Genomic DNA, 19,531 nt, shown 5'->3' on the forward strand with positions numbered 1-19,531 from the left:
TCGCGAGAGCGGAACGCCTTCTTTTTTGCTGTGTTGTTTCAGGCCGTGTTCTTCGGTACGGGCGGCGCGAATCGCAGCGCGACCGCAATGCGATTCCATGCGTTGATGTTCGCGATGGCCGACGTCAGAAACGCCATCTGCATGCCGGGAAACTGCTGCGCCACTTCCGCGTAGAGCGCGTCGCTAACGCCTTCGTGCAGATGCGAAACCAGCGCTTCCGTATAGGCGAGCGCCGCGCGTTCGCGCGCCGTGTAATGCTCGGGCGCTTCGTGCCAGGCCGCGAGCAGATCGAGCTTCGTGCGCGTGAGCGCTTCGCCCGGCAGATCGCGCGCGATATTCAGGTGGTACTGAATGCAGAACGCGCAGCCGTTGATTTGCGAGGCGCGAATCTTCAGCAATTCGGTGAGCGGCTTTTCGAGGCCGGAGGCGTCGACGGCCTTGCTCATCGTGACGAGGCCGGCCACCACGGACTGGGCTTCGTGGGCGAACGTTTCATAGCTGATGCGGGTAGACGTGCCGGACATGACTGGACCTCGCGCGGGTTGGCGGTTAATATCAGAGCACGAACATCATATTCGAACTCTGATATCATGCGCAACACGACGAAGCGGTCGGCCAAAATCGGGACGGAAAGCACGCCGCCTGGCACACCCGCGATTCCCGCGCCAGGCGAAGGCAAGCGCGGCGAGATGGGGTATCTGGGTTATCTGCTGCGTCAGGCCGGCGCGGCGCACCGCTTGCGCATGGAGCGCGCGCTGGCCGATCTCGGCATCACGCCGCCGCAATTCGTGGTGTTGACGATGCTCGTGGCCTATACGGGCATTTCGGGCGCGGACCTCGCGCGGCTCGCCGCGCTCACGCCGCAGACCGTGAGTGTGATCGTCGGCAATCTCGAACGCGATGGCGCGATCGAGCGGCGTCCGCATCCGGTGCACGGGCGCATTCAGCAGATCGGCGTGACCGAGGCGGGCCTTGCGTTGCTCAAGCAATGCCGCGCGCGCGTAAAGAAGCTCGAAGCGCAGATGATCGACGGCTTCACGCCGGGTGAGGAGCAGGTGATCCGCCGCTGGCTCGCGAGCCTCGCGCGTGACGGCGAGGCGTCGTGAGCGGATTTCCTGGGCGGCCTTATTGCGCTTATTGCGCTCTTTGCGCTCTTTGCGCTTATTGCGCTTATTGCGCGCGCGCGCGCGCGACGTTGCACGCGTGATCGAGCAGGCCTTCGGCGGTGCCTGAACCGTTCTCCACGTCGAGCCCGCTGTTGACGATCAGCCAGCCGTCGCGTGCCGTATCCGCGCCCGCGCCGGTCACGAGAATCGTCTGCGCGCCCATGCTCTGCTTCGCGTCCAGATCGCGCTCGACCACGCGGAACGGATTGCTGCGATCGGCGAGACTCGTCACACGCATGATGCGATAACGCTTGCCGTCGAGCGTGGCCCAGCGCCATGTGCCGGTCGCGTCATGGCGATAAGGCGCGAGCGCATCGGCGATATCGGCGCGCATGCAATCGACGTGGATATGCAGCTGATTCTGCGAGCGTCGTTCCGTGGCGTTGATTTCGAGGCCGAGTTGCGTCGGCGCGAGCGTGGTCTTGAGCTTCGCGTTGACGTAGCGCGTCGCGTCCCATGCGCCCACCCAGTATTCGGGCGAGCCGCCGTAGAGAATCTCGGGGCTTTCGATGCCGGAAACGCGGTCGGTCGGAATCAGCAGATATTGCGCGCGGCCGTTGATGTCCTTGAGCACCGCATAGCGCTTCTGGAAATCGACCGTCGTGCACGGGCCGGGATCGCCCTTGTCGCGCGCGTTCGGCACGCATTGGCCGCCCACCACTTTCCAGAGTCCGTTCGGGTCGAAGGTCGACAGCCGCACGCAGCCCGTGACGGCGAAGGCGGCGATCAGCACGGCGGACAAGGCTGCGATGGGCGAGCGGCGAAGAGTGGCGAGAGCGGGAAGGTGACGCATCGGCGCGAAAGGAGCGAAGTGGATCGATTCGATATCGATCGTGAACGGGCCGCGCGGTTGGCTGTGTCGATGGCTTCGATCCGATTTGATTCGATCCGATCCGATTCGAAGCGCGCGGGCTGGCCTTGCTGCGGGGAGTGTAGCGGAACGATGTGTCTGGCGTGTGTGCAGAGGCGGACTTCGCGTCGAGCCGTGATGCAAAACGCCGAAAAAAAAGCGGCCCGCCGAATCGCTCCGGCGGGCCGCTATTTCATCGACATACTCATCGACCTACGCTGCGCTTATTTACGCGGCGGATGAAACGTCACCGTCTGTTCGGCGGGCGCGTCGGACGGCCCGCAGGTGCCGCACGTGCCGCAGCCGTCGCCGCAATCGCCCGTTGCGCCTTTCGGTTGCAGCCAGCGTCCCACGCGTTGCGCGAACGCGCCGCGTTGCGGACGCAGCAGCGGCGCGGCCGCGCCCGCCTGCACGCGCGAAGCGGTTTTCGGCGCGAGCTTGCGCAGCGCCTGCCAGAGGCTCGCCGCGACGAGCAGCGCAATCACGGCGTATTGAAACAGCAGGTTCGCGCTCACAGGAAATACCTCGCCGCTTGATAGGTGACGAACGAAGCCGCATACGCGACCGCGAACATATAACTGAACGACACCACTACCGCGCGCCACGAACGCGTCTCGCGGCGGATCACGGCGAGCGTCGACATACATTGCGGCGCGAATGCGAACCACACCATCAACGACAGCGCGCTCGCCACCGAGAAGTTCTGCGCGAGCGTGTGGCCGAGCGCGGCCACGTCGCTGTCGCCGCCTGCCACGGCATAGACCGTCGCGAGCGCGGCCACGGCGGTTTCGCGCGCGGCGAAGGCCGGAATGAGCGCGAGGCTCATCTGCCAGTTGAAGCCGAGCGGCGCAAACGGCCATTGCAGCGCGCGGCCGAGATAGCCCGCGATCGTGTAATCGATGGCCGGACCGGTCGCACCTGCGGGCGGCGAGGGGAACGTCGAGACGAACCACATGATCACGGTCAGCGCGAGGATGATGCCGGTCAGGCGCTTCAGGAAGATCGTGCAGCGTTCCCACAGGCCGATCGCCACGTCGCGCGCGCGCGGGATGCGATACGACGGCAGTTCCATCAGCAGCGCGTGTTCGGTGCGGTCGCGGCGCAGATGCTTCATCACCCAGCCCACCGCCATCGCGCCCACGATGCCCAGCACGTAGAGCGCGAACAGTACGAGCCCTTGCAGGTTGAACACGCTGAACACCATGCGGTGCGGGATGAACGCGCTGATCAGCAGCGCGTAGACGGGCAGCCGCGCGGAACACGTCATGAGCGGCGCGACGAGAATGGTCGCGAGCCGGTCGCGCGGATCGGAGATGCTGCGCGTGCCCATCACGCCCGGAATCGCGCACGCGAAACTCGAAAGCAGCGGAATGAACGAGCGCCCTGTGAGGCCGACCGACACCATCATGCGGTCGAGCAGAAAGGCCGCGCGCGGCAGATAGCCCGATTCCTCCAGCACGAGGATGAAGAAGAACAGCACGAGAATTTCGGGCAGGAAGCCGAGCACGGTGCCGAGGCCGGTGAGCAGACCGTCGGTCAGCAGGCTGCGCAGCGGGCCGTCGGGCAGCCACGCGCCCGCGATGCCGCCGAGCCAGTCGAAGCCGTCGCCGATCGAATCGGTCAGCGGCTTGCCGAGCGAATAGACCGCCTGGAACACGAGGAACATCACCACCGCGAGAATCAGCGGGCCGAGCACCGGATGCAGCGCGACGCTGTCGATGGCGTCGTCGCGTGCGTCGGTGGCGCGCGGCATCGTCACCGCGTCGGCGAGGATGCGGCGCACGGCGGCGTGAAGATCGCCGCCCTGTGCTGCGGAGTCTTCTGCTGCATCCTGCGAAGGCGCTGCGTCTTCCGTGTTCACGCGGTCGAGCAGCGCGACGAGCGACTGCGCGCCGTTGCGCTGCACGGCCACCGTTTCGACCACGGGCATGCCGAGCGCCTGCGAGAGCTTCGCCACGTCCACGACGATGCCGCGGCGCTTCGCGGCGTCCATCATGTTGAGCGCGAGCACGACCGGGCGGCCCATGCGCTTCACTTCGAGCACGAAACGCAGATGCAGGCGCAGATTGGTCGCGTCCGCCACGCAGACGACCAGTTGCGGAATCGCCTCGCCCGGATAGCGGCCCATCAGCACGTCGTGCGTGACGCGCTCGTCGGGGCTCGCGGAATCGAAGCTGTACGCGCCGGGCAGATCGAGCAGTTGCACCTTGCGGCCCGACGGCGTGACGAAACGGCCTTCCTTGCGCTCGACCGTCACGCCCGCGTAGTTCGCGACTTTCTGGCGCGCGCCGGTGAGCAGATTGAACAGCGCGGTCTTGCCGCAATTCGGGTTGCCGACGAGCGCGATGCGCAGCGGCTTGGCGTTCGGCGTGCTCATGCGGCGGTTCCTGCCTGGGTGTTCGTGATGTCGATGGCGTCGAGCTGGATGGTCACGCGCTCGGCTTCGGCGCGGCGCAGCGCGAAGCGCGTCGAGCCGATCTGCACGAGCAGCGGGTCGGCGCTCCACGGCGCGCGTGCGACCACGCGCACGGGCTCGCCGGGAACGAAGCCCAGGTCGCGCAGGCGCTGGGCGATGGGGTCGGGCGCGGAGGCGTCTTCTACGCGCTCGACAAAGGCGCTTACGCCTTTTGAAAGGTCGGTCAGACGCATGGGGAAGCTTTCTGTTTTGAAATGAGAACTGTTCTCATTGTAGCGGCGATGCGCTTTGCGTGCGGCGGAGTGCATCAGATCCGCGCGTCGTGCGGCGAGGTTGCGACGCCCTGCAAGGGCTTGGCGAAGGTTTGGTCGATTGAGTGCGCCAATTTGTCACATGAATGGGCGGCGCACGTCGCGCCGACGCCGCTTACGACTGACGGCGCATGGCCGAAACGACGTAAGCGCGGCGGAAGTCGAGCGAAAGAAAGCCGGAAAGTCCGGCTCAGATGGCGGGCGCGGGCAAGCTGCCGAGAATCTGCTCGAATGCGAGACCGATCGCGAGCAGACGACGGTCGCTGCCTGCGGGTCCATCGAGTTCCAGGCCGACCGGCAGCGGCCCGTTTTCGCCTTCGACGAGCCCGCACGGCAGCGCGAGCCCCGGAATGCCCGCGTTGCTGGCGGGATCGGTGTTGCGCAGATACGCCTCCATCTCGTCGATGGGCGGCCCGCCGTCGATCGACACGCTCGACGAGCCGTTCACTTCGTCGAGCGGCACGGCGGCAAGACGCGTGGTCGGGAACAGCAGCGCGTCGAGCCCGTTCGCCGAAAACGTCTGCGCGTAAAGCTGCTGCAGGCGCGGACGCCAGACGGTCATCGCCGTCTGATAGTCGCTGCCGCGCACGTCGGCGAGGATCGCGTCGTAGGCTTCGCGCACGTCGGGACTCGCGATGCGCGCCGCCACGTCGGCCACGCTGCGCGCCGGCGCGTGATTGGCGGTGAGCCACGCCTGTAGATCGTCGATGGGTTCGTGCAGCGCGATGGCCAGGCTCACGCGGTCGTTGAGCGCGAAGATGTCGCCCATCTCGATCGGCACGAGCGTCACGCCCGCCGCCGCGAGCTTCGCGAGCGCGGCGCGCGAGACGTCTTCAGTGGCCGCTTCGAGGCCCTCCCAGAACGGCGCGGGCAGGCCGATGCGCAGATTCGCGACGGCCGCCTGCGCGAGCGGGCCGTGGCCCGTGATCACGCCGTCGAGCAGGGCTACGTCGGCGACCGTGCGCGCCATCGGGCCTACGGTGTCGCGCGTGTGGCTGATCGGCACGACGGCTTGCGGATCGTGATAGCGACGCTGCGTGCCGCCGTCGCCGACGCTCGGACGCAAGCCGACGATGCCGCAGAGCGCGGCCGGAATGCGCGTGGAGCCGCCGGTATCGGTGCCGAGTCCCGCAGGTACGATGCGCGCCGCGATGGCGGCGGAGGTGCCGCCCGACGAGCCGCCGGGAATTCGTTCGGGATCCCAGGGATTGCGCACCGGGCCCGCGTGCGGCGCGAGATTCGTGCTGGTGATGCCGAACGCCAGCTCGTGCATGTTGGCCTTGCCGAGCACGATGGCGCCCGCATCGACGAGACGCTGCACCGAGGGCGCGTGGCGCGCGGGCACGAAGCCTTCGAGCGCGGGCGTGCCCGCCGAGGTTGGCAGGCCGCGCGTGTTGATGTTGTCCTTCACGACCACGGGCAGTCCCGCGAGCGGCAGATGCGCGCGTTCGGACGCGCTGAGCGCGTCGATGCGCTGCGCCGCCGCGAGCGCGCCTTCGACATCGAGCGCGGTGAGCGCGTTGAGGTTTTCGAGCGCCTGCGCGCGGGCGATCAGCGTGGCGACGTAGTCGGCGGCCTTGAGGCGGCCCGCGCGGATTGCGTCGACGGCTTGCGTCGCGGTCAGTTCGAGCAACTGGTCGACAGTCCAGGTCATGCAGTCTCCTCCTCGTGCGGCCGTCGCGCGGCGCGGCGCGCGATCATGCGCAATCGTCATGGTTCATGCGCCGCTGTTACGCGCTCAAGTTACGCATCGCAGTTTCGCACCGCTGTTACGCACTCAACTCACGCGCAACAATCATGCGCAAGCCAGCGAAATCGCGCGCGTTGTTATAGGGCTTCGCTCACTTCTTCATGAAGCGCAGCGCGAGCCGGGCGAGCGCGGGTACGAGCGTCGGGCGCAGCAGGCGCGGATCGTAGCCGCGCATGCGATCGGTGTCTTCCTTCAGGCACAGCTCGATCATGTCGCGCGGCTTGAGCGAATCGCCGAGCACCTCGCGGTTCGCGGGCAGGAAGTTCGAGTCGTGCGCCACGCCGTCGGCGTCGATGCCGCGCGCGATCGCCACGCGGTCCCATATCAGTTTGATCCAGATTGCGCCCACGCGCAGCGAGTGCCACGGACGGCGCCACCACGGCATGGTCTTGCGATACCACGCGACCCAGTTCACGAAGAACAGGATGTGGCGCGCTTCTTCCTGAATCACGGGCTCGAAAGTCTCGACCAGTTCTGCCGGAAAAAAGCCCGAGCGCTGCGCCGAGCGGAACAGGCCGAAGGCGAAGAAGCTGTCGATGCACTCGCTGTAGCCCGTGAACATCCACGCCCATTCGGCGTCTTTCGGCGGCGCGTAATGCGGTTCGGGCGCGAGTTCGATGCCGTAGGCCTGCACCAGATGCGAGAGCACGACCTTGTGGCGCGCTTCCTCGTCGCCGTCCATTTCGATGGCTTCGCGCAGCAGCGGTTCGGTCACGGTCGCGGCGTAAGTCTTCACGCGAATCGACGCGCGGCCTTCGGTCTGCACGGCGATATCCCAGATCGGCAGCGACGTGAGGCGCCCGAGCGCGTCGGGTTCGAGCTTCGGCCAGTCGAGCACGGCGGGACGGTACGGATCGTGGGTGTCGAGCAACATCCGGCAGAACATCTTGCGGTGCTCGTCCGATCCGATCTTGATGGGCCCTGGCGTGTCGTGAGTCCAGCGACGCAGCGCGGCGTCCTGGTCGGTGAGGCGATCGCTGCCTACCTCTCGATGCATCAGGGTGTCGGACATGGATACGGTAAAAATGACGGTGATATGACTCCTATTCTGTCACATTCGTAAGAAATCTTGCCTTGCCGCGCGCACGAAGGGGCCGCACGCCGGATCGTCGGAGATCGCTGGAGATCGTTGGCGATAGCGGGCCGGATCAGGCGCAGCGGCGCTGCTCGTCGATCCACATGCGCGCCCAGCGGCACGCGTAGGCGAGCGCGTGGCGCTCCTCGAAGAAGTAATCGAGCGCGTCGAACGATCGGTGTGCATGCGGGCGTGTGCTCGGCAGCGTGCCGATCGTCAGATTGGCGGCGTACAGGCCGTTCGGAAGCCGCTGCGCGCTGGGCGCGACTTCGTAGCCTTTGTAGCGGAGGGTTGCGTGCATGGCCACTGAATCCTGTCGATGCTTGCGTAAACAGGCCCCAGCGTAGTGACACCATCGCGCGGGCGGAACCAATCATTCGTCGCAAGCTAATCACGTCCGGCCTGCAACGATCAGCAGCTTGGTCTGCATGAGGTTTCGCATGAGGCGGGTTCGTGTGGGCGGCTTCAATGTGGCGCCGCCACAATGCGCCGTCTGTGGGCTGACCGACGCAACGCGCGCGCGTGCGTGCGCTGGCGCGCACAGCGGCGTGCGGGACCAATCTGATGAATCGGACGAATCAGACGAAGGGGACAAACAGGACGTGTGAAAGGCGCGCTCGTCCGCGCGCGCGGCGCGGACGTTTTCAGGCGATGAGCGGAACGTTCATCCGCTCAAAGCGACGCTCAAACGGCGACGCTCAGGCGGTCTTCGTTGCGCGCGGGCTGTGCCGCCGAACTCGATGACGTCGACGACGCCGATGCGCCGGCGGCAGCAAGCGCCGCGCCGGTCTGCGATGCGGTGTGACGCGTGTTGAACGCGAGCGCGAACTGCGCGGCCTGCTGGCCGACCGTCGCGAGCTGATCGACGACCTTCGGGTCCGAGCACTCGTGCGCGCTCTCGAAGCGCGTTTCCAGCGTGTTGATGCCCGCGCCGAACGGCGTCGGCCAGCCGCGCAGCGCGTGCACGATCGAGCGCAGCGAGGTCAGCACCGAACCGGCGGCCTGCCAGCCGTAGGCGGTCACGATGCAGCCGACCGCGCGGCCGTCGAGATACGGACGCGCGTCGCCGCGCAGTTCTTCGAGCGTATCGAGCGCGTTCTTCACGAGGCCCGAGACGCCGCCGTGATAGCCGGGCGTCGCGATGATCACGGCGTCGGCGGCGCGCACGGCTTCGATCAATTGGAGCTGGGCGTCGGTGCGCGTGGGGCTTTCGGGCGCGTAGTGCGGCAGGCTGTGCAGGAAGGTGCCGTCGAACAGCTGCGTGCGTGCGCCGGCGGCTTCCGCGCCGCGCAGTGCGAAGGCCAGCGCGCGCTCGGTCGACGACGCGGCGCGCGTCGTGCCGCCAATGCCGACCACGAGCGGACGGTGTCTGGAATCGGAAGTGCTCAAGGGGTGCTCCTCGAAATGGCGATGGGCCCGGCGTGCGAAACATGACGGCGCGCGGCAACGCGGGTCATGGCGGATCGCTCGCCTGGCGCCCGATGCTGGGGCGGCTTAAATCAGGCCGGAACAGTCATCTTAGTGAGCGCGCGGCGCGTCGCGAAACGACTTTTTGTTCTAACCATATGCCGTCGCGGCGGGTTCGCACCTGCGGCGCGCGCGCGATATGCATATGCGAAAGCATTGGTTGGGGCGCGGGCGGGTCATCGGTACGATGAAACCGTCTCCTCCATGACATCTCCTTGACATGGGATTCGGCCCCGCACCGCAAGGTGGCGGGGCCGCTTTTTTTGTGTCTCGGGAGAGGGCCAGGCGAGGAAAGCGCGGCGTGCCGGATGTGGATCGACTGCGCGGCTTGTTGCGGTGCTTCTTGCGCGGCTTACTGCGGCGCGCGCGAAGCGGCGGATTGAAGCGTCGTGGACTGCGTGGCAGGCTGCATCGAAGCACGCGCGACAGGCACGGTCGGCAGCGCCATCAGCGGACTTTGCGCGCGGCGAGTGGGCACGGTGTAGTTGACTTGCAGCACGTTGCCGTCGGGGCCGATCTGCGGCGGAATGGCGGGCAGCGTGCCCGGTTCCGGCTTCGTGAGCATGGGTGTGGAGCCCGGCATGACCGGCACGGTGGGTGCCGGGTCGCGCAACGCCGGTTCGGCGATCTTGCGGGTGCCGAGGCGGTCGTTATTGGCGAGCTTGTGCTTCGCGCCGTGATGCGCGTGCGCTTTCTTGTCGGTCCTCGCGGGATGCGCGCCGGGCGTTCTCGCCTCGGGCGGATTCCAGATCTCGATGTAGTGTTCCCCAGCGAGCGCGGTGGATGCGAGGGCGCACAGCAAGCTCCCCGTCAAGATGAATCGCACGTCGTGATCTCCGTTTTGATGAACTGCCCCGCCTGACCGCACCGGCCCCGCAAAGCGCGGGCTGGCGGGCACGCCCGAAGGCGGCGGTGCCCGGTACGGCAACCGGGCGGCACGGATGGCCGGCTGCACGCACTGTACATTCGTACAGCGGTGAATGCAAACGTTTGAGGGAAAAGCGCGCGTCGCTGTTGCGTGGAAGCGCCGTGTGCGCGGGCACGGCGGCGGGATGGTTTTTTTTCGAATTTTTTTGTGCGCCGGAGAACCGCCAGGGCGCGCCTGGCGGGATCAAGCGGAATCTGGCGGGGATCGATCAGTTATCGAAACCGCCCGGCCCGGATCGGCCGTGTCGGGCAGGCTCAGACGGCGTCGAGCGACGCCGAACCGTGAATGCCGAGCCAGCGCCCATAGCTGCGCGGCGAGAACGCGAGCGTGAGCACGATCATCGCGGTGATGGAGACGGCGAGCATGATCCACGCGGCGGTGAAGCCGCCGGTCAGGTCGCGCACGCGTCCGGCCACGAGCGGCGCGAGCGCGGCGATCACGAAGCCCAGTCCCTGCACGAACGCGACGAGCCGCGCCGCGATACGGTGATCGCCCGAATGATCGAGCGCGGTGACGAGCGTGACCGAGAAGGTGCCTCCGAGGCCCGCGCCCGCCGCCGCGACCCAGAGCAGCGGTGCGGCTTCGGGCCAGGCCGCGAGGCCGACCACGCCGATCCACTGTGCGCAGAGCCCGGCGATCAGCCACGGACGGCGGTCGGCGAAGCGCGCGGCCGCGAGCGGCAGCAGCAGCGCGCTGGCGGCCTGGAACACCGTCATGGCGGCGAGCAGCGAGCCGCTCGCTTCGACGCTCGCGCCGTGCTGCTGGTAATACGCGGGCAGCCACGCGACGAGGCTCGTATAGCCGCCGTTCACGAGGCCGAAATGCAGCCCGAGCGTCCATGCGCGGCGCTTGCGCCAGACCGGCACGGGGGCGGCGGATTGCGCCGCCGTGCTGGCCGGAGCCGTGCCCGCGTCACGACTGCCCCGATTTCCCCGATTCAGCCAGAGCCACAGGCCGAGCGCGGCCACGGCGGGCAGCGCCCAGACCGCGAGCGCGCCATGCCATGACTCTCCCGCGCGCGCGACGAGCGGGCTCAGGCTCGCGCCGAGTCCGCCGCCGCCCATGATCGACGCCGAAAAGAGGCCCATCGCGAGCGGCACGCGGTGGGCGAAGCGCTGCTTCATGACGGCGGGCAGCAGCGCCTGGATGGCCGCGACGCCCGCGCCCGCCGCGACGGCGGTGAACATCAGCGCGCCGCCCGACGCCGCGAACGCACGCGCGCCGACCGCCGCCGCAATCGCCACGAGGCCGAGCGCGACGCCGCGCGTATCGCCGAGCCGGCGCGCCAGCCAGCCGGTGCCGAACGCGCCGAGTCCCATCGCGACCACGGGCAGGCTCGTGAGCAGCGACGCGCCCGAGAACGACAGCCCGGTGTCGTGGCGGATGGTCGCCATGAGGGGACTGATCGACGTGAGCAGCGGCCGCAGATTCAGGCCGATCGCGACGATGGTCGCGTACCAGACGAGCGCGGCGGCGCCGTCCGGCTGGGACGGCGAGGAACGTGAAGGGTCGGAGCGAAGCGTCATGCGGTCAACCTTATCGGCGATATTTGGTTGACCATTATACAGAACGATTGTCAACAATCTGGCGGGGAGAGTGATACCCGGTATCACGCAGCCGCCGCGCACGGCGTTGTTTCGCCCGTTCGCGCGCGTCGCTACAATGCCGCCTGGTCCCGCACGTCACCCGATCCGCACGCACACATGGCATCCCGAACCCGCACGGCCGAGCCGGCCCTCCCATCCCCGCCCGACGACGACGCCGACGACGTCGAAGCGCTCGTCTACGCCTCGATCAATTCGGCGCTGCTGCAAGGCAAGCTCGCGCCGGGCCAGCAGCTCGTCGAGCGCGAGCTCGCGGCCGCGTTCGGCTGCACGCGCGGCGCGCTGCGCAAGGTGCTCGCGCGGCTCGGCTACGAGGGCAAGCTCGTGCTGGAGCCGAATCGCGGGGCGTTCGTGCCGTCGCCGTCCGAGGACGACATTCGCGCGGCGTTCCGCGCGCGGCAGGTGGTGGAGGCGGGCGTGGTGATCAGCTTGTGCGGGGCGCTCGATGCGGGCGCGCGCCGCACGCTCGCGGCGCACGTGCGCAGCGAAAAGAAGGCACTGCGCGACGGCCGCATCGACGAGGCGGTGCGCCTCGCGGGCCAGTTTCATCTGGTGCTGACGGAGATCGCGGGCGGCGCGGCGCTGGTGGCCGCGCTCGCGCAGCTCGTCGCGAAGACGGAGCTTTACAAGGCGCTGTTCGATCCGAGCAAGGGCACGACTTGCGCGCCCGACGAGCACGCGCAGATCATCGCCGCGCTCGAAGCGGGCGAGCAGGACGCCGCGCTCGCGACCATGCGCGAGCATCTGGCGGAGATCGAGACGCGCGTGGTGAACCAGGCGCGTGCGCGCGCGGGCCGCGACCTGAAGGCGGTGTTCGCCGGGCTGGCGGAGTAAAGGCGCGAACGCGCGCCGAATGTGCTCAGCGCGTTTCGGCCACGCGCCGGTTCAGTTCCTTGGTCGCCGCGAGCGGAATGCGCGCGTCGTCCCAGGTCGCGAGCCATTCGACTTCTTTCGAAGCGAAAATCTGGCCGTGATTGCGCAGCGCGTATTGCAGCGAATCGATGATGTGATTGCGGATGATCTCGGGCGTATGCGGATCGTCGAGTACGGTGCGGAAAGCTTCGAGCGTGGCCATCGCGATGGTTCCAGCGTGTGTGGCGATTAAGCGGTTATCGCACGACAAAAAGTCGGATGCCAGCACGCCAAAAAAGTCTCGTGACAGGTTTGCAATGATGATTCGCCGATGTGCGGCCTTCGCGCTGATCGTTGCTCAGGTCATTTTTTCTGTTCGCGTTCGCGTTTGAGAATCTCCAGTTCCTCGGCGATCGCGCGCGCGACGGCGGGACGCGCGCGCATGCGTTTCGCGTAGTCCGCCACGGCGGGCCAGCGCGCGAGATCGATGCCTGCGTACGGCGCCCAGTTCAGCACGGTGACGAGATACGCATCGGCGACGCTGAATGCATCGAGCAAATACGCGTGCGTCGACAGATGCCGCTCCAGCCGGCCGAAGCGCAGTTCGACCTTGCTGAGCGCGTAGTGCTTCACGGCCTCCGCCGTATCCGTGGCGAGCAGTGGCACGAACACGGCCTTGTGCAGTTCGGTGCCGATAAAACCGAGCCATTGTTGCAGGCGGGCGCGCTCGCGCGTGCCGGCGGGCGGCGCGAGTTGCGCCTGCGGAAAGCGGTCGGCGACCCACTGGAGCACGGCGGAATTTTCGGTCAGCGTCCAGCCGTCGTCCTCGCGCAGCACCGGCACCTGGCCGAGCGCGTTCACCGCGAAGAAGTCGCGGTCGTCCGCCTTGTCGTCCACTATTTGTTTGGACTGCGTATCGACCTGAATGAAGTTCGCGGACGCGTTGGCCTCATAGAGCGCGATGCGCGTGGCGAGCGAGCAGGCCAGCGGGGAGAAGTAGAGATCCATCGTCGTCCTCCGTGGTGGTTCTTCGTGAAGGTCTTGCGTTCGCGAAAACGAGCGCATCACGCGTGCCGCGACGCTGAGCCTCGCGCGCCGATTGGCGTATCAAGTCCATCTCACGCGTATTCCGTTGATACACTACGCCGATCGCGCCGCGAACGTGGCGGCGCTATCTACGAAAGAGGATATGACGATGGTGCGTTACCGGCACTACAAAGGCGGCATCTACGAACTGGTTTGCGAAGCGACGCTCGAGTCCGATCCGTCGGTCACGATGATCGTCTATCGCGCCGCGAACGGGACGATCTGGACGCGGCCCGAGTCCGTGTTTTTCGAGCTCGTCGAAGTCGACGGCGCGCTCGTGCCGCGCTTCGCGCCCGTCAACTGAACGGTCAACTGAACGCGCAGTTTTTCGCTGCTCGTCACCACTCACGAGGTTCGCAGAAGATGCGTCTACTGATTGCTCTGGTCTTGCCCTGGTTGCTGTTCTTCACGATTGGCCGTCCGCTCGCGGGCATCATCTGTCTGATCCTGCAGATCACGCTGATCGGCTGGATTCCGGCGGCCATCTGGGCTGTCTATTCGCTGAGCCAGTATCAAACCGATCGCAAGATCAACGACGCGTTCGGCCGCCGTAATTAAGGCGCCGTCGAGTCGAGGCTGATTCGACGCGTCGCGCGGTTGCATCCGCGTGGTGACATCCGCGCAGTTACATCCGCGCAGTTACATCCGTAATGCACGCTCACAATTCAGCGAGAACTTAAGACTGAATCGACTTTCTTACATAAAGGAAAGGAGATTCGGCAATGCTCAAATATGCGCTGATGGTGGGCGCCATCGCCCTGCTCGCGGGGTGTGCCGTGGCGCCAGGTTACGGCTATGGATATGGCTACGGCCAGCCCGGTTACTACGATTATGGTTATGCGCCGGGCTATGCCGCGCCGGCTTACGGCGCCGTGAATATCGGCATCTGGGGCGGCGGTGGTGATTACTACCGCGGCGGCGGCTGGCACGGCGGTCATGGCGGACCGCCCCCGGGCGGATGGCATGGCGGCCCTGGCGGCGGACGTGGTCCCGGCGGGCCGGGTGGTCCTGGTGGACACGGCGGAACGTGGGGCTCGCCCGGCGGCGGAGGTGGCGGTCACGGCGATGGTGGTGGCCACGGCGGTGGCGGCGGTCACGGCGGCGGAGGCGGCGGGCATCGCTAAGCCGCTGCGCAGTTAAGCGGTCGTGATTGCTAGAGGAAAGCCTCGATCGATCACCGCCGCGTATTGCCTTCGCGGAAGTCGTGGCCCAACGCGTGGCTCGACACGCAGCCCAAAAACAATCAGGCCCGCCGCTCGAAAGAGCGGCGGGCCTGATTCACATCGGCACGTGGACGCTGTCTGACCTGTCAGCGCCCGCGTCGAAACTTATTGACCCGACTGCGACGTGCCGGTGGTCGACGGACCGTAAGCCGTGTTGGCCTTTTCGGCCGCGATCTTGGCTTCGGCAGCCTGAATGTTTTCCGGGTAGTGCATCCAGTCGCTCGGATCGTAGCCGGCGGCGCGCAGTTGCGCGAGTTCGGCGCGGACTTCAGCGCGCGTGACGGGTTGTTGCGACTGGGCGAACGAAACCGCCGGGGCGGCGACGATGGCGGCGATGGCTACAGCCTTGAGAAGCGATTTCATAACGTTGACCTCCGGGTTCTTTTTAGCGGGCCGGCGTGACGCCTTGACCCATGCCGACAATGTAGGCGCTCGGAGGGCTAGGGTAAATACCTACAAAACGAATTCAGTGTTGTCCTGGCGACAACAATGGCGCCGAACATTCCTCTGATTATTTCCACAGGCGCTTAATAAAAAATTTATTTAGGTGTCAGATCATTGCGGATCGCGGTGTGGATTATTGCGAAATCCGCAACTGGAAATCGCCTGATTCGCCATATATCCAGAACGGGCGCTTGCCTAGAATCCACTCAACGCTCGATGCCGGCACACAAGCCGCGACAGCCGGGCGATTCCAACAATCTGGAGGTCATCATGAAGTCGCTTGTTCAAGCCGTTGTCATCGCCACTGTCTGTGCTGCCCCGCTGGCCGCGTTCGCGCAGTCGGATCAAGGTCTCACGCGCGACCAGGTGCGCGCCCAGCTCGTCGAATTCCAGCAAGCCAGCCGCAACCAGAACGCCGGTGCCGGCGTCGCCGCCGCGCCCGTCACGCAAGGCAACAGCGCCTACGGCGGCGTGAGCAGCACGTCGATGGCCGGTGCGGGCTACGTCTCCGAAGCCGCGCGCAAAGGCCCGCAATCGGTGTACTTCGGCGGTCAATGACGCGCCGGGCGAAGCGCCTTCGCCCCGTACAGCAAAACCGGCCCGCGATCGATCATCGCGGGCCGGTTTTTTTCATGGATCGGAATAATCGGCGCCGAAGTCACGCCATTTCGGCGTCGGGCACGTCGAGCACGAGGTCGGTGAGCGCGACGGCCACGCAGGTCAGCACGTCGCCTTGGGCTTTCTCCTCGCGCGAGAGGCCCGGCCATTCGATCGTGTAGCGGATTTCGCCGCTGACGACGCGGCACAGGCACGTGCGGCAGGTGCCGTTGCGGCACAGTCGCGGCAGGCGGACGCCCGCGAACGACGCCGCTTCGAGCAGCGTTAGCTCGGGCGGCGCCTCGAAGCTCGCGCCGAGCGGCTCCACGCGGACGATCGGCACGGGCGTCGCCACGTGTGCGGAAGCAGGCGCGGATGAGGGGAGAATGCGCGCTTCGCCGTCCTGCGCGAAGCGATCGTCGTGCTCGTCGGCGCTCATGATATCGATACCCCGAGCAGGCGCCCCGCGCCCGCCGTGAACGCGGCGGCGACGAGGCCGATCGCGATTTGCCGCGCCGCCGAAAATGCCGCGCTGCGTCCGTTGAACAACGACGTGAACACGCCGACCGCCGCGAGCCCGAACGCGCTCAACAGCACGCTCTGCACGATCGCCGCCGTGCCGTGCGCCCACAGAAACGCCGCCGTCGGAAACGCCGCGCCGAGCGAAAACAGGCAGAACGACACCGCCGCCGCCGACCACGGATTGCCGCCCAGTTCCTTCGGATCGATGCCGAGTTCCTCGCGCGCGAGCGTGTCGAGCGCCTCGTCCTTGTCGCGCATGATCTGGGCGGCGACGCGGCGCGCCTCGTCGGCGTCCACGCCCTTGGCCTGGTAGATCAGCGCGAGTTCGTGGCGCTCGGCGTCGGGCGTGTGTTCGAGCTCGTCGGCTTCCTTGGCGAGCTGCGTGCGTGCGAGTTCGCGCGCGTTGGTCACCGAGAGCCATTCGCCGAGCGCCATCGAGCATGCGCCCGCCACGAGGCCCGCGAGCCCCGTCAGCAGGATCGTGCGGCTCGCGCTGCCCGCACCCGCGACGCCCATGATCAGGCAGAAGTTCGAGACGAGTCCGTCGTTCGCGCCGAGCACCGCCGCGCGCAGGTCGTTGCCCGAGGTCGCGCCCTTGTGCCACGACTCGGCGGCCGCGATCTGTTCGCCTTTCGTGCGGCCGCCGCGTGTGCCGTCTGTATCACGCGTGCGGCTCTGGCGCTTGCTCGCGACGATCGACTGCACGATGGCCGCGTGTTCCTGTTCCTGTGCGGAGAGCGTTTCCGCGCCGGGTTCGCGCGCGTAGCGGTCGCGGTCCGCGTATTCGGCGGCGGCGACGGTCGGCAGCACGAGCGACGGCCCGAACGTGCGCGTGAGCGTTTGCAGGAGGCGCGTTTTCGCGCTGCGCCGATGCGTGCGCACCGGCACGCCGTTGGCCGTGAGTTTGTCGCGCCAGATCGCGGCGTGTTCGCGTTCGGAGGCGGCGAGTTCCGCGTAGATCGCGCGGCGGCGCGCGTCCTGCTCGCAGGCGCTGAGCGTGTCGTAGACGGCGGCGCTGTCGAGTTCGTCGGCGAGATTGCGCCGGTAGCGTTTAAGTTCCTGGGCGGAGGCCATGTCGCGCGGGGGAAAAGCGTTGTCGCGAAGCTTACCCTGGCGGCGCGCGCGTGCCGGCGTTCACGGTATCGACTGGCGCGCCGGACGCCGCGCGGCTAGCGCCGCCGCAGATGCCGGTACACCGTGTTGCGCGCGAGCCCGAGTTCGCGCGCCGCGGCGGAGACGTTGCCGCTGTGGCGCGTGAGGGCGTCGTCGATCAGATGCGCCTGCCAGTCGGCCAGACGTTCGGGGCGCGTATCGGGGTTATCGTCGTGATCCTCGGCGCTCGCGTCGGGCGGGGTCGGCGGATCGGCCGGGTCGAACGCGCAATCGGCGAGCAGATCCTCGGGCAGATGCGCGATGTCGATGACGGCCTCGCCCTCGGCGAGAATCGCGGCGGTGCGCAGCACGTTCGCCAGCTGACGCAGATTGCCCGGCCAGCGGCAGCGCGCGAAACACGCGCGCACGGCGGGCGTCAGACGCGTGGGCGCGTCGGGCACTTCGGTACGCACGCGCGCAAGCACGCGGGCGATCAGCACGTCGAGGTCGCTGCGTTCCGCGAGCGGCGGCAGCGTCACGGCGAGCCCGTTGATGCGGTAGTAGAGATCCTCGCGGAAGCTGCCCTCGGCGATCATCGCGCGCAGATCGCGGTGCGTCGCGCAGACGATGCGCAGATCGACCGGGATCGCGCGCGCGCCGCCGAGCGGCACCACGGCGCGCTCCTGCAATACGCGCATCAGGCGCACTTGCTGGGCGAGCGGCATGTCGCCGATTTCGTCGAGAAACAGCGTGCCGCCGTGCGCCTGCACGATCTTGCCGGGACTGCCGCGCCGCCGCGCGCCGGTGAACGCGCCATCCTCGTAACCGAACAGTTCGGCTTCGATCAGCGAGTCGGGCAGCGCCGCGCAATTGAGCGCGACGAAGGGCGCGCCGCGCCGCGGCGAATCCTGATGCAGCGCCCGCGCGAGCCATTCCTTGCCGGTGCCCGTGCGGCCGAGCACGAGCACGGGGATGTCGCGGCCACGCACGCGCGCGACGCGTTCGAGCACGGCGGACATGCGCGCGTCGCCGGTGTCGAGGTCGGCGAACGTGGGCTGCCATGCAATTTCGGCGGCGGTTTCGGCGGCGCGTGCGCTCGGCGGCGCGGGCCGCGCGGCATCGCGTGCGGCTTGAGCCGCTTGAGCCGCTTGAGCCGCTTGAGCCGCTTGAGCCGCTTGAGCCGCCTGTGCGGCTCGCGCCGTGTATGTGGCGTTCGCGGCGGACGACGGCGCGCCGAACCCCGATGCGCCCGGCGTGCCGCGCGCCACCACGCGCACGCCGCTCGGCAGCGTCAGCGTGACGGGTTCGCCGCGCGCGCTGGCGAGCTGCTGCATGAAGGCCGCGAAGGGCTGGCCGAACAGCGCGTCGAAGCCGCTCGACTGCAAGGTGGCAAGCGGCGAGCCGAACTGGAACAGCGCGCTGCGGTTCGCGCAGAGCAGCGTGCCGTCGGCGGCGAACGCGGCGAGTCCTTCGTAGAGCGTGCCGATGAATTCCGCGCGCGCGTGAAACTGCAGCCGCACGGACGCGGCGAACTCGATGTTGAACAGATGGTTCTCGATCATCTGCGCCGACATGCGCACGAGCGCGAGCGTGTGCTTGTGAAAGCCGCGCGATTCGCCGCTCACGTCGAGCGCGCCGAGCGTGCGGCCCCACGGATCGGCGATCGGCGCACACGAGCAGGTGAGGATGTGATTCGCGCGCAGGAAGTGCTCGCCCGCGTGGACGATGGTGGGCTGGGCGTCGACGAGCGCGGTGCCGATCGCATTGGTGCCGCGGTCGCGCTCCGACCACGAGACGCCGGGACGCAGCGCCACGCGCCGCGCCTTTTCGACGAAATCGGTATCGCCGAGACTGTGCAGGATCACGCCGTTGCGGTCGGTGAGCAGCACCATGCTTTCGGTATCGACGATCTGCGCGTGCAGCGCGTCCATCACGGGCCGCGCCTGGTGATAGAGCGTGTGATTCGCGTCGAGCAGGTCGCGCAGGTCCGCGCCGCCGAGCGGCTGAAAGTCGGGCGCCTCGCCCGCGCGCAGGCCGAGCGCGAGCGAGCGCGCGTGCGCCTGGGCGATCGTGTCCGCGCGCGCCGCCTCGGGCGGCTTGACGGTGACGGAGGGGCGTCGGGTCACTCGTGTCTCCAATCTTGTGTGG

23 protein-coding genes are annotated in these 19,531 nt (G+C 67.5%); 6 read left to right on the forward strand and 17 right to left on the reverse strand.

Annotated elements, in window-relative coordinates; all coding sequences use genetic code 11:
* Positions 1-38: 38 nt before the first annotated feature.
* On the reverse strand, positions 39-524 hold the full coding sequence (locus tag U4Y88_RS21360; protein ID WP_310632789.1) for a carboxymuconolactone decarboxylase family protein: 486 nt from the start codon (positions 522-524) through the stop codon (positions 39-41).
* Positions 525-590: 66 nt separating this feature from the next.
* Here U4Y88_RS21360 and U4Y88_RS21365 point away from each other — a divergent pair, with 66 nt between their 5' ends.
* The gene (locus U4Y88_RS21365; protein ID WP_321786161.1) at positions 591-1,106 is read left to right on the forward strand and encodes a MarR family transcriptional regulator; all 516 of its coding nucleotides are present in this window, start codon (positions 591-593) and stop codon (positions 1,104-1,106) included.
* 64 nt (positions 1,107-1,170) lie between these two features.
* Here the strand turns inward: U4Y88_RS21365 and U4Y88_RS21370 are convergent, their stop codons facing one another.
* From U4Y88_RS21370 to U4Y88_RS21415, 10 genes are all read right to left on the reverse strand, one after another.
* Positions 1,171-1,959 carry a CDP-diacylglycerol diphosphatase gene (locus U4Y88_RS21370; RefSeq protein WP_321786163.1) on the reverse strand — a complete coding sequence of 263 codons (789 nt, stop codon included), beginning with the start codon at positions 1,957-1,959 and terminating at the stop codon, positions 1,171-1,173.
* A gap of 281 nt (positions 1,960-2,240) precedes the next feature.
* A complete protein-coding gene (locus U4Y88_RS21375; RefSeq protein WP_224014439.1) occupies positions 2,241-2,531 on the reverse strand; it encodes a DUF6587 family protein in 291 nt (96 codons plus the stop codon).
* Complete coding sequence (feoB, locus tag U4Y88_RS21380; protein WP_321786165.1) at positions 2,528-4,393, reverse strand: ferrous iron transporter B; 1,866 nt, start codon at positions 4,391-4,393, stop codon at positions 2,528-2,530. Before feoB ends, U4Y88_RS21375 begins: the two co-directional genes overlap by 4 nt.
* A complete protein-coding gene (locus U4Y88_RS21385; RefSeq protein ID WP_224014435.1) occupies positions 4,390-4,665 on the reverse strand; it encodes a FeoA family protein in 276 nt (91 codons plus the stop codon). The genes feoB and U4Y88_RS21385 overlap by 4 nt, the downstream gene beginning before the upstream one ends.
* Positions 4,666-4,933: 268 nt before the next feature.
* Positions 4,934-6,397, reverse strand: coding sequence for an indoleacetamide hydrolase (gene iaaH / locus U4Y88_RS21390; RefSeq protein WP_310632794.1), 1,464 nt, complete (start codon positions 6,395-6,397; stop codon positions 4,934-4,936).
* A 187-nt stretch (positions 6,398-6,584) separates the two neighbouring features.
* Entirely contained in the window at positions 6,585-7,505 is a 921-nt protein-coding gene (locus tag U4Y88_RS21395; RefSeq protein ID WP_310632795.1) for a ferritin-like domain-containing protein, read from the reverse strand.
* A gap of 136 nt (positions 7,506-7,641) precedes the next feature.
* A complete protein-coding gene (locus U4Y88_RS21400) occupies positions 7,642-7,869 on the reverse strand; it encodes a transcriptional regulator (RefSeq protein WP_205994927.1) in 228 nt (75 codons plus the stop codon).
* 383 nt (positions 7,870-8,252) lie between these two features.
* Entirely contained in the window at positions 8,253-8,957 is a 705-nt protein-coding gene (locus tag U4Y88_RS21405) for an NAD(P)H-dependent oxidoreductase (RefSeq protein WP_321786167.1), read from the reverse strand.
* A gap of 430 nt (positions 8,958-9,387) precedes the next feature.
* Complete coding sequence (locus U4Y88_RS21410) at positions 9,388-9,861, reverse strand: hypothetical protein (protein ID WP_321786168.1); 474 nt, start codon at positions 9,859-9,861, stop codon at positions 9,388-9,390.
* 356 nt (positions 9,862-10,217) lie between these two features.
* Positions 10,218-11,489, reverse strand: a complete 1,272-nt coding sequence (locus U4Y88_RS21415) for a cyanate transporter (protein ID WP_321786170.1) — start codon at positions 11,487-11,489, stop codon at positions 10,218-10,220.
* A gap of 177 nt (positions 11,490-11,666) precedes the next feature.
* On the opposite strand from U4Y88_RS21415, the gene U4Y88_RS21420 reads away from it, so the two are divergent.
* A complete protein-coding gene (locus U4Y88_RS21420; protein ID WP_224014423.1) occupies positions 11,667-12,401 on the forward strand; it encodes a GntR family transcriptional regulator in 735 nt (244 codons plus the stop codon).
* A gap of 25 nt (positions 12,402-12,426) precedes the next feature.
* Here the strand turns inward: U4Y88_RS21420 and U4Y88_RS21425 are convergent, their stop codons facing one another.
* Together U4Y88_RS21425 and U4Y88_RS21430 are read right to left on the reverse strand one after the other, a co-directional pair.
* A complete protein-coding gene (locus tag U4Y88_RS21425) occupies positions 12,427-12,642 on the reverse strand; it encodes a hypothetical protein (RefSeq protein ID WP_065057692.1) in 216 nt (71 codons plus the stop codon).
* A 140-nt stretch (positions 12,643-12,782) separates the two neighbouring features.
* Positions 12,783-13,427 (reverse strand): glutathione binding-like protein, encoded by a 645-nt coding sequence (locus U4Y88_RS21430; protein WP_321786172.1) that lies wholly within the window; start codon positions 13,425-13,427, stop codon positions 12,783-12,785.
* A gap of 187 nt (positions 13,428-13,614) precedes the next feature.
* Between U4Y88_RS21430 and U4Y88_RS21435 the strand changes: the two genes are divergently transcribed.
* From U4Y88_RS21435 to U4Y88_RS21445, 3 genes are all read left to right on the forward strand, one after another.
* Positions 13,615-13,809: a DUF1653 domain-containing protein gene (locus tag U4Y88_RS21435; protein ID WP_373681580.1), complete on the forward strand. Its 195-nt coding sequence runs from the start codon at positions 13,615-13,617 to the stop codon at positions 13,807-13,809.
* Positions 13,810-13,868: 59 nt separating this feature from the next.
* Complete coding sequence (locus U4Y88_RS21440; protein WP_065057694.1) at positions 13,869-14,063, forward strand: YqaE/Pmp3 family membrane protein; 195 nt, start codon at positions 13,869-13,871, stop codon at positions 14,061-14,063.
* Positions 14,064-14,227: 164 nt separating this feature from the next.
* A complete protein-coding gene (locus U4Y88_RS21445) occupies positions 14,228-14,629 on the forward strand; it encodes a hypothetical protein (protein WP_321786174.1) in 402 nt (133 codons plus the stop codon).
* A 204-nt stretch (positions 14,630-14,833) separates the two neighbouring features.
* On the opposite strand, the gene U4Y88_RS21450 is transcribed toward U4Y88_RS21445, so the two are convergent.
* Complete coding sequence (locus U4Y88_RS21450) at positions 14,834-15,091, reverse strand: DUF4148 domain-containing protein (protein ID WP_224014418.1); 258 nt, start codon at positions 15,089-15,091, stop codon at positions 14,834-14,836.
* A gap of 351 nt (positions 15,092-15,442) precedes the next feature.
* Here U4Y88_RS21450 and U4Y88_RS21455 point away from each other — a divergent pair, with 351 nt between their 5' ends.
* A complete protein-coding gene (locus tag U4Y88_RS21455; RefSeq protein ID WP_224014416.1) occupies positions 15,443-15,730 on the forward strand; it encodes a DUF4148 domain-containing protein in 288 nt (95 codons plus the stop codon).
* 100 nt (positions 15,731-15,830) lie between these two features.
* On the opposite strand, the gene U4Y88_RS21460 is transcribed toward U4Y88_RS21455, so the two are convergent.
* From U4Y88_RS21460 to U4Y88_RS21470, 3 genes are all read right to left on the reverse strand, one after another.
* A complete protein-coding gene (locus U4Y88_RS21460) occupies positions 15,831-16,208 on the reverse strand; it encodes a 2Fe-2S iron-sulfur cluster-binding protein (protein WP_321786176.1) in 378 nt (125 codons plus the stop codon).
* Positions 16,205-17,365 carry a VIT1/CCC1 transporter family protein gene (locus U4Y88_RS21465; protein ID WP_321786178.1) on the reverse strand — a complete coding sequence of 387 codons (1,161 nt, stop codon included), beginning with the start codon at positions 17,363-17,365 and terminating at the stop codon, positions 16,205-16,207. The genes U4Y88_RS21460 and U4Y88_RS21465 overlap by 4 nt, the downstream gene beginning before the upstream one ends.
* A 95-nt stretch (positions 17,366-17,460) precedes the next feature.
* Positions 17,461-19,509, reverse strand: coding sequence for a sigma-54-dependent Fis family transcriptional regulator (locus U4Y88_RS21470; protein WP_321786180.1), 2,049 nt, complete (start codon positions 19,507-19,509; stop codon positions 17,461-17,463).
* Positions 19,510-19,531 lie beyond the last annotated feature (22 nt).

This window comes from Paraburkholderia sp. J94 (assembly GCF_905220285.1).
GTDB classification, from domain to species: Bacteria; Pseudomonadota; Gammaproteobacteria; order Burkholderiales; family Burkholderiaceae; genus Paraburkholderia; species Paraburkholderia tropica_A.

Excerpts from the sequence above, each read along its gene's own strand:
- U4Y88_RS21395 (WP_310632795.1), bottom strand. The coding sequence starts at position 7,505 with ATGTCCGACACCCTGATGCATCGAGAGGTAGGCAGCGATCGCCTCACC.
- U4Y88_RS21445 (WP_321786174.1), top strand. The coding sequence starts at position 14,228 with ATGCTCAAATATGCGCTGATGGTGGGCGCCATCGCCCTGCTCGCGGGG.
- U4Y88_RS21420 (WP_224014423.1), top strand. The coding sequence starts at position 11,667 with ATGGCATCCCGAACCCGCACGGCCGAGCCGGCCCTCCCATCCCCGCCC.
- iaaH (WP_310632794.1), bottom strand. The coding sequence starts at position 6,397 with ATGACCTGGACTGTCGACCAGTTGCTCGAACTGACCGCGACGCAAGCC.
- U4Y88_RS21430 (WP_321786172.1), bottom strand. The coding sequence starts at position 13,427 with ATGGATCTCTACTTCTCCCCGCTGGCCTGCTCGCTCGCCACGCGCATC.
- U4Y88_RS21400 (WP_205994927.1), bottom strand. The coding sequence starts at position 7,869 with ATGCACGCAACCCTCCGCTACAAAGGCTACGAAGTCGCGCCCAGCGCG.
- feoB (WP_321786165.1), bottom strand. The coding sequence starts at position 4,393 with ATGAGCACGCCGAACGCCAAGCCGCTGCGCATCGCGCTCGTCGGCAAC.
- U4Y88_RS21385 (WP_224014435.1), bottom strand. The coding sequence starts at position 4,665 with ATGCGTCTGACCGACCTTTCAAAAGGCGTAAGCGCCTTTGTCGAGCGC.
- U4Y88_RS21425 (WP_065057692.1), bottom strand. The coding sequence starts at position 12,642 with ATGGCCACGCTCGAAGCTTTCCGCACCGTACTCGACGATCCGCATACG.
- U4Y88_RS21365 (WP_321786161.1), top strand. The coding sequence starts at position 591 with ATGCGCAACACGACGAAGCGGTCGGCCAAAATCGGGACGGAAAGCACG.
- U4Y88_RS21370 (WP_321786163.1), bottom strand. The coding sequence starts at position 1,959 with ATGCGTCACCTTCCCGCTCTCGCCACTCTTCGCCGCTCGCCCATCGCA.
- U4Y88_RS21450 (WP_224014418.1), bottom strand. The coding sequence starts at position 15,091 with ATGAAATCGCTTCTCAAGGCTGTAGCCATCGCCGCCATCGTCGCCGCC.
- U4Y88_RS21360 (WP_310632789.1), bottom strand. The coding sequence starts at position 524 with ATGTCCGGCACGTCTACCCGCATCAGCTATGAAACGTTCGCCCACGAA.
- U4Y88_RS21460 (WP_321786176.1), bottom strand. The coding sequence starts at position 16,208 with ATGAGCGCCGACGAGCACGACGATCGCTTCGCGCAGGACGGCGAAGCG.
- U4Y88_RS21465 (WP_321786178.1), bottom strand. The coding sequence starts at position 17,365 with ATGGCCTCCGCCCAGGAACTTAAACGCTACCGGCGCAATCTCGCCGAC.
- U4Y88_RS21440 (WP_065057694.1), top strand. The coding sequence starts at position 13,869 with ATGCGTCTACTGATTGCTCTGGTCTTGCCCTGGTTGCTGTTCTTCACG.
- U4Y88_RS21435 (WP_373681580.1), top strand. The coding sequence starts at position 13,615 with ATGGTGCGTTACCGGCACTACAAAGGCGGCATCTACGAACTGGTTTGC.
- U4Y88_RS21455 (WP_224014416.1), top strand. The coding sequence starts at position 15,443 with ATGAAGTCGCTTGTTCAAGCCGTTGTCATCGCCACTGTCTGTGCTGCC.
- U4Y88_RS21415 (WP_321786170.1), bottom strand. The coding sequence starts at position 11,489 with ATGACGCTTCGCTCCGACCCTTCACGTTCCTCGCCGTCCCAGCCGGAC.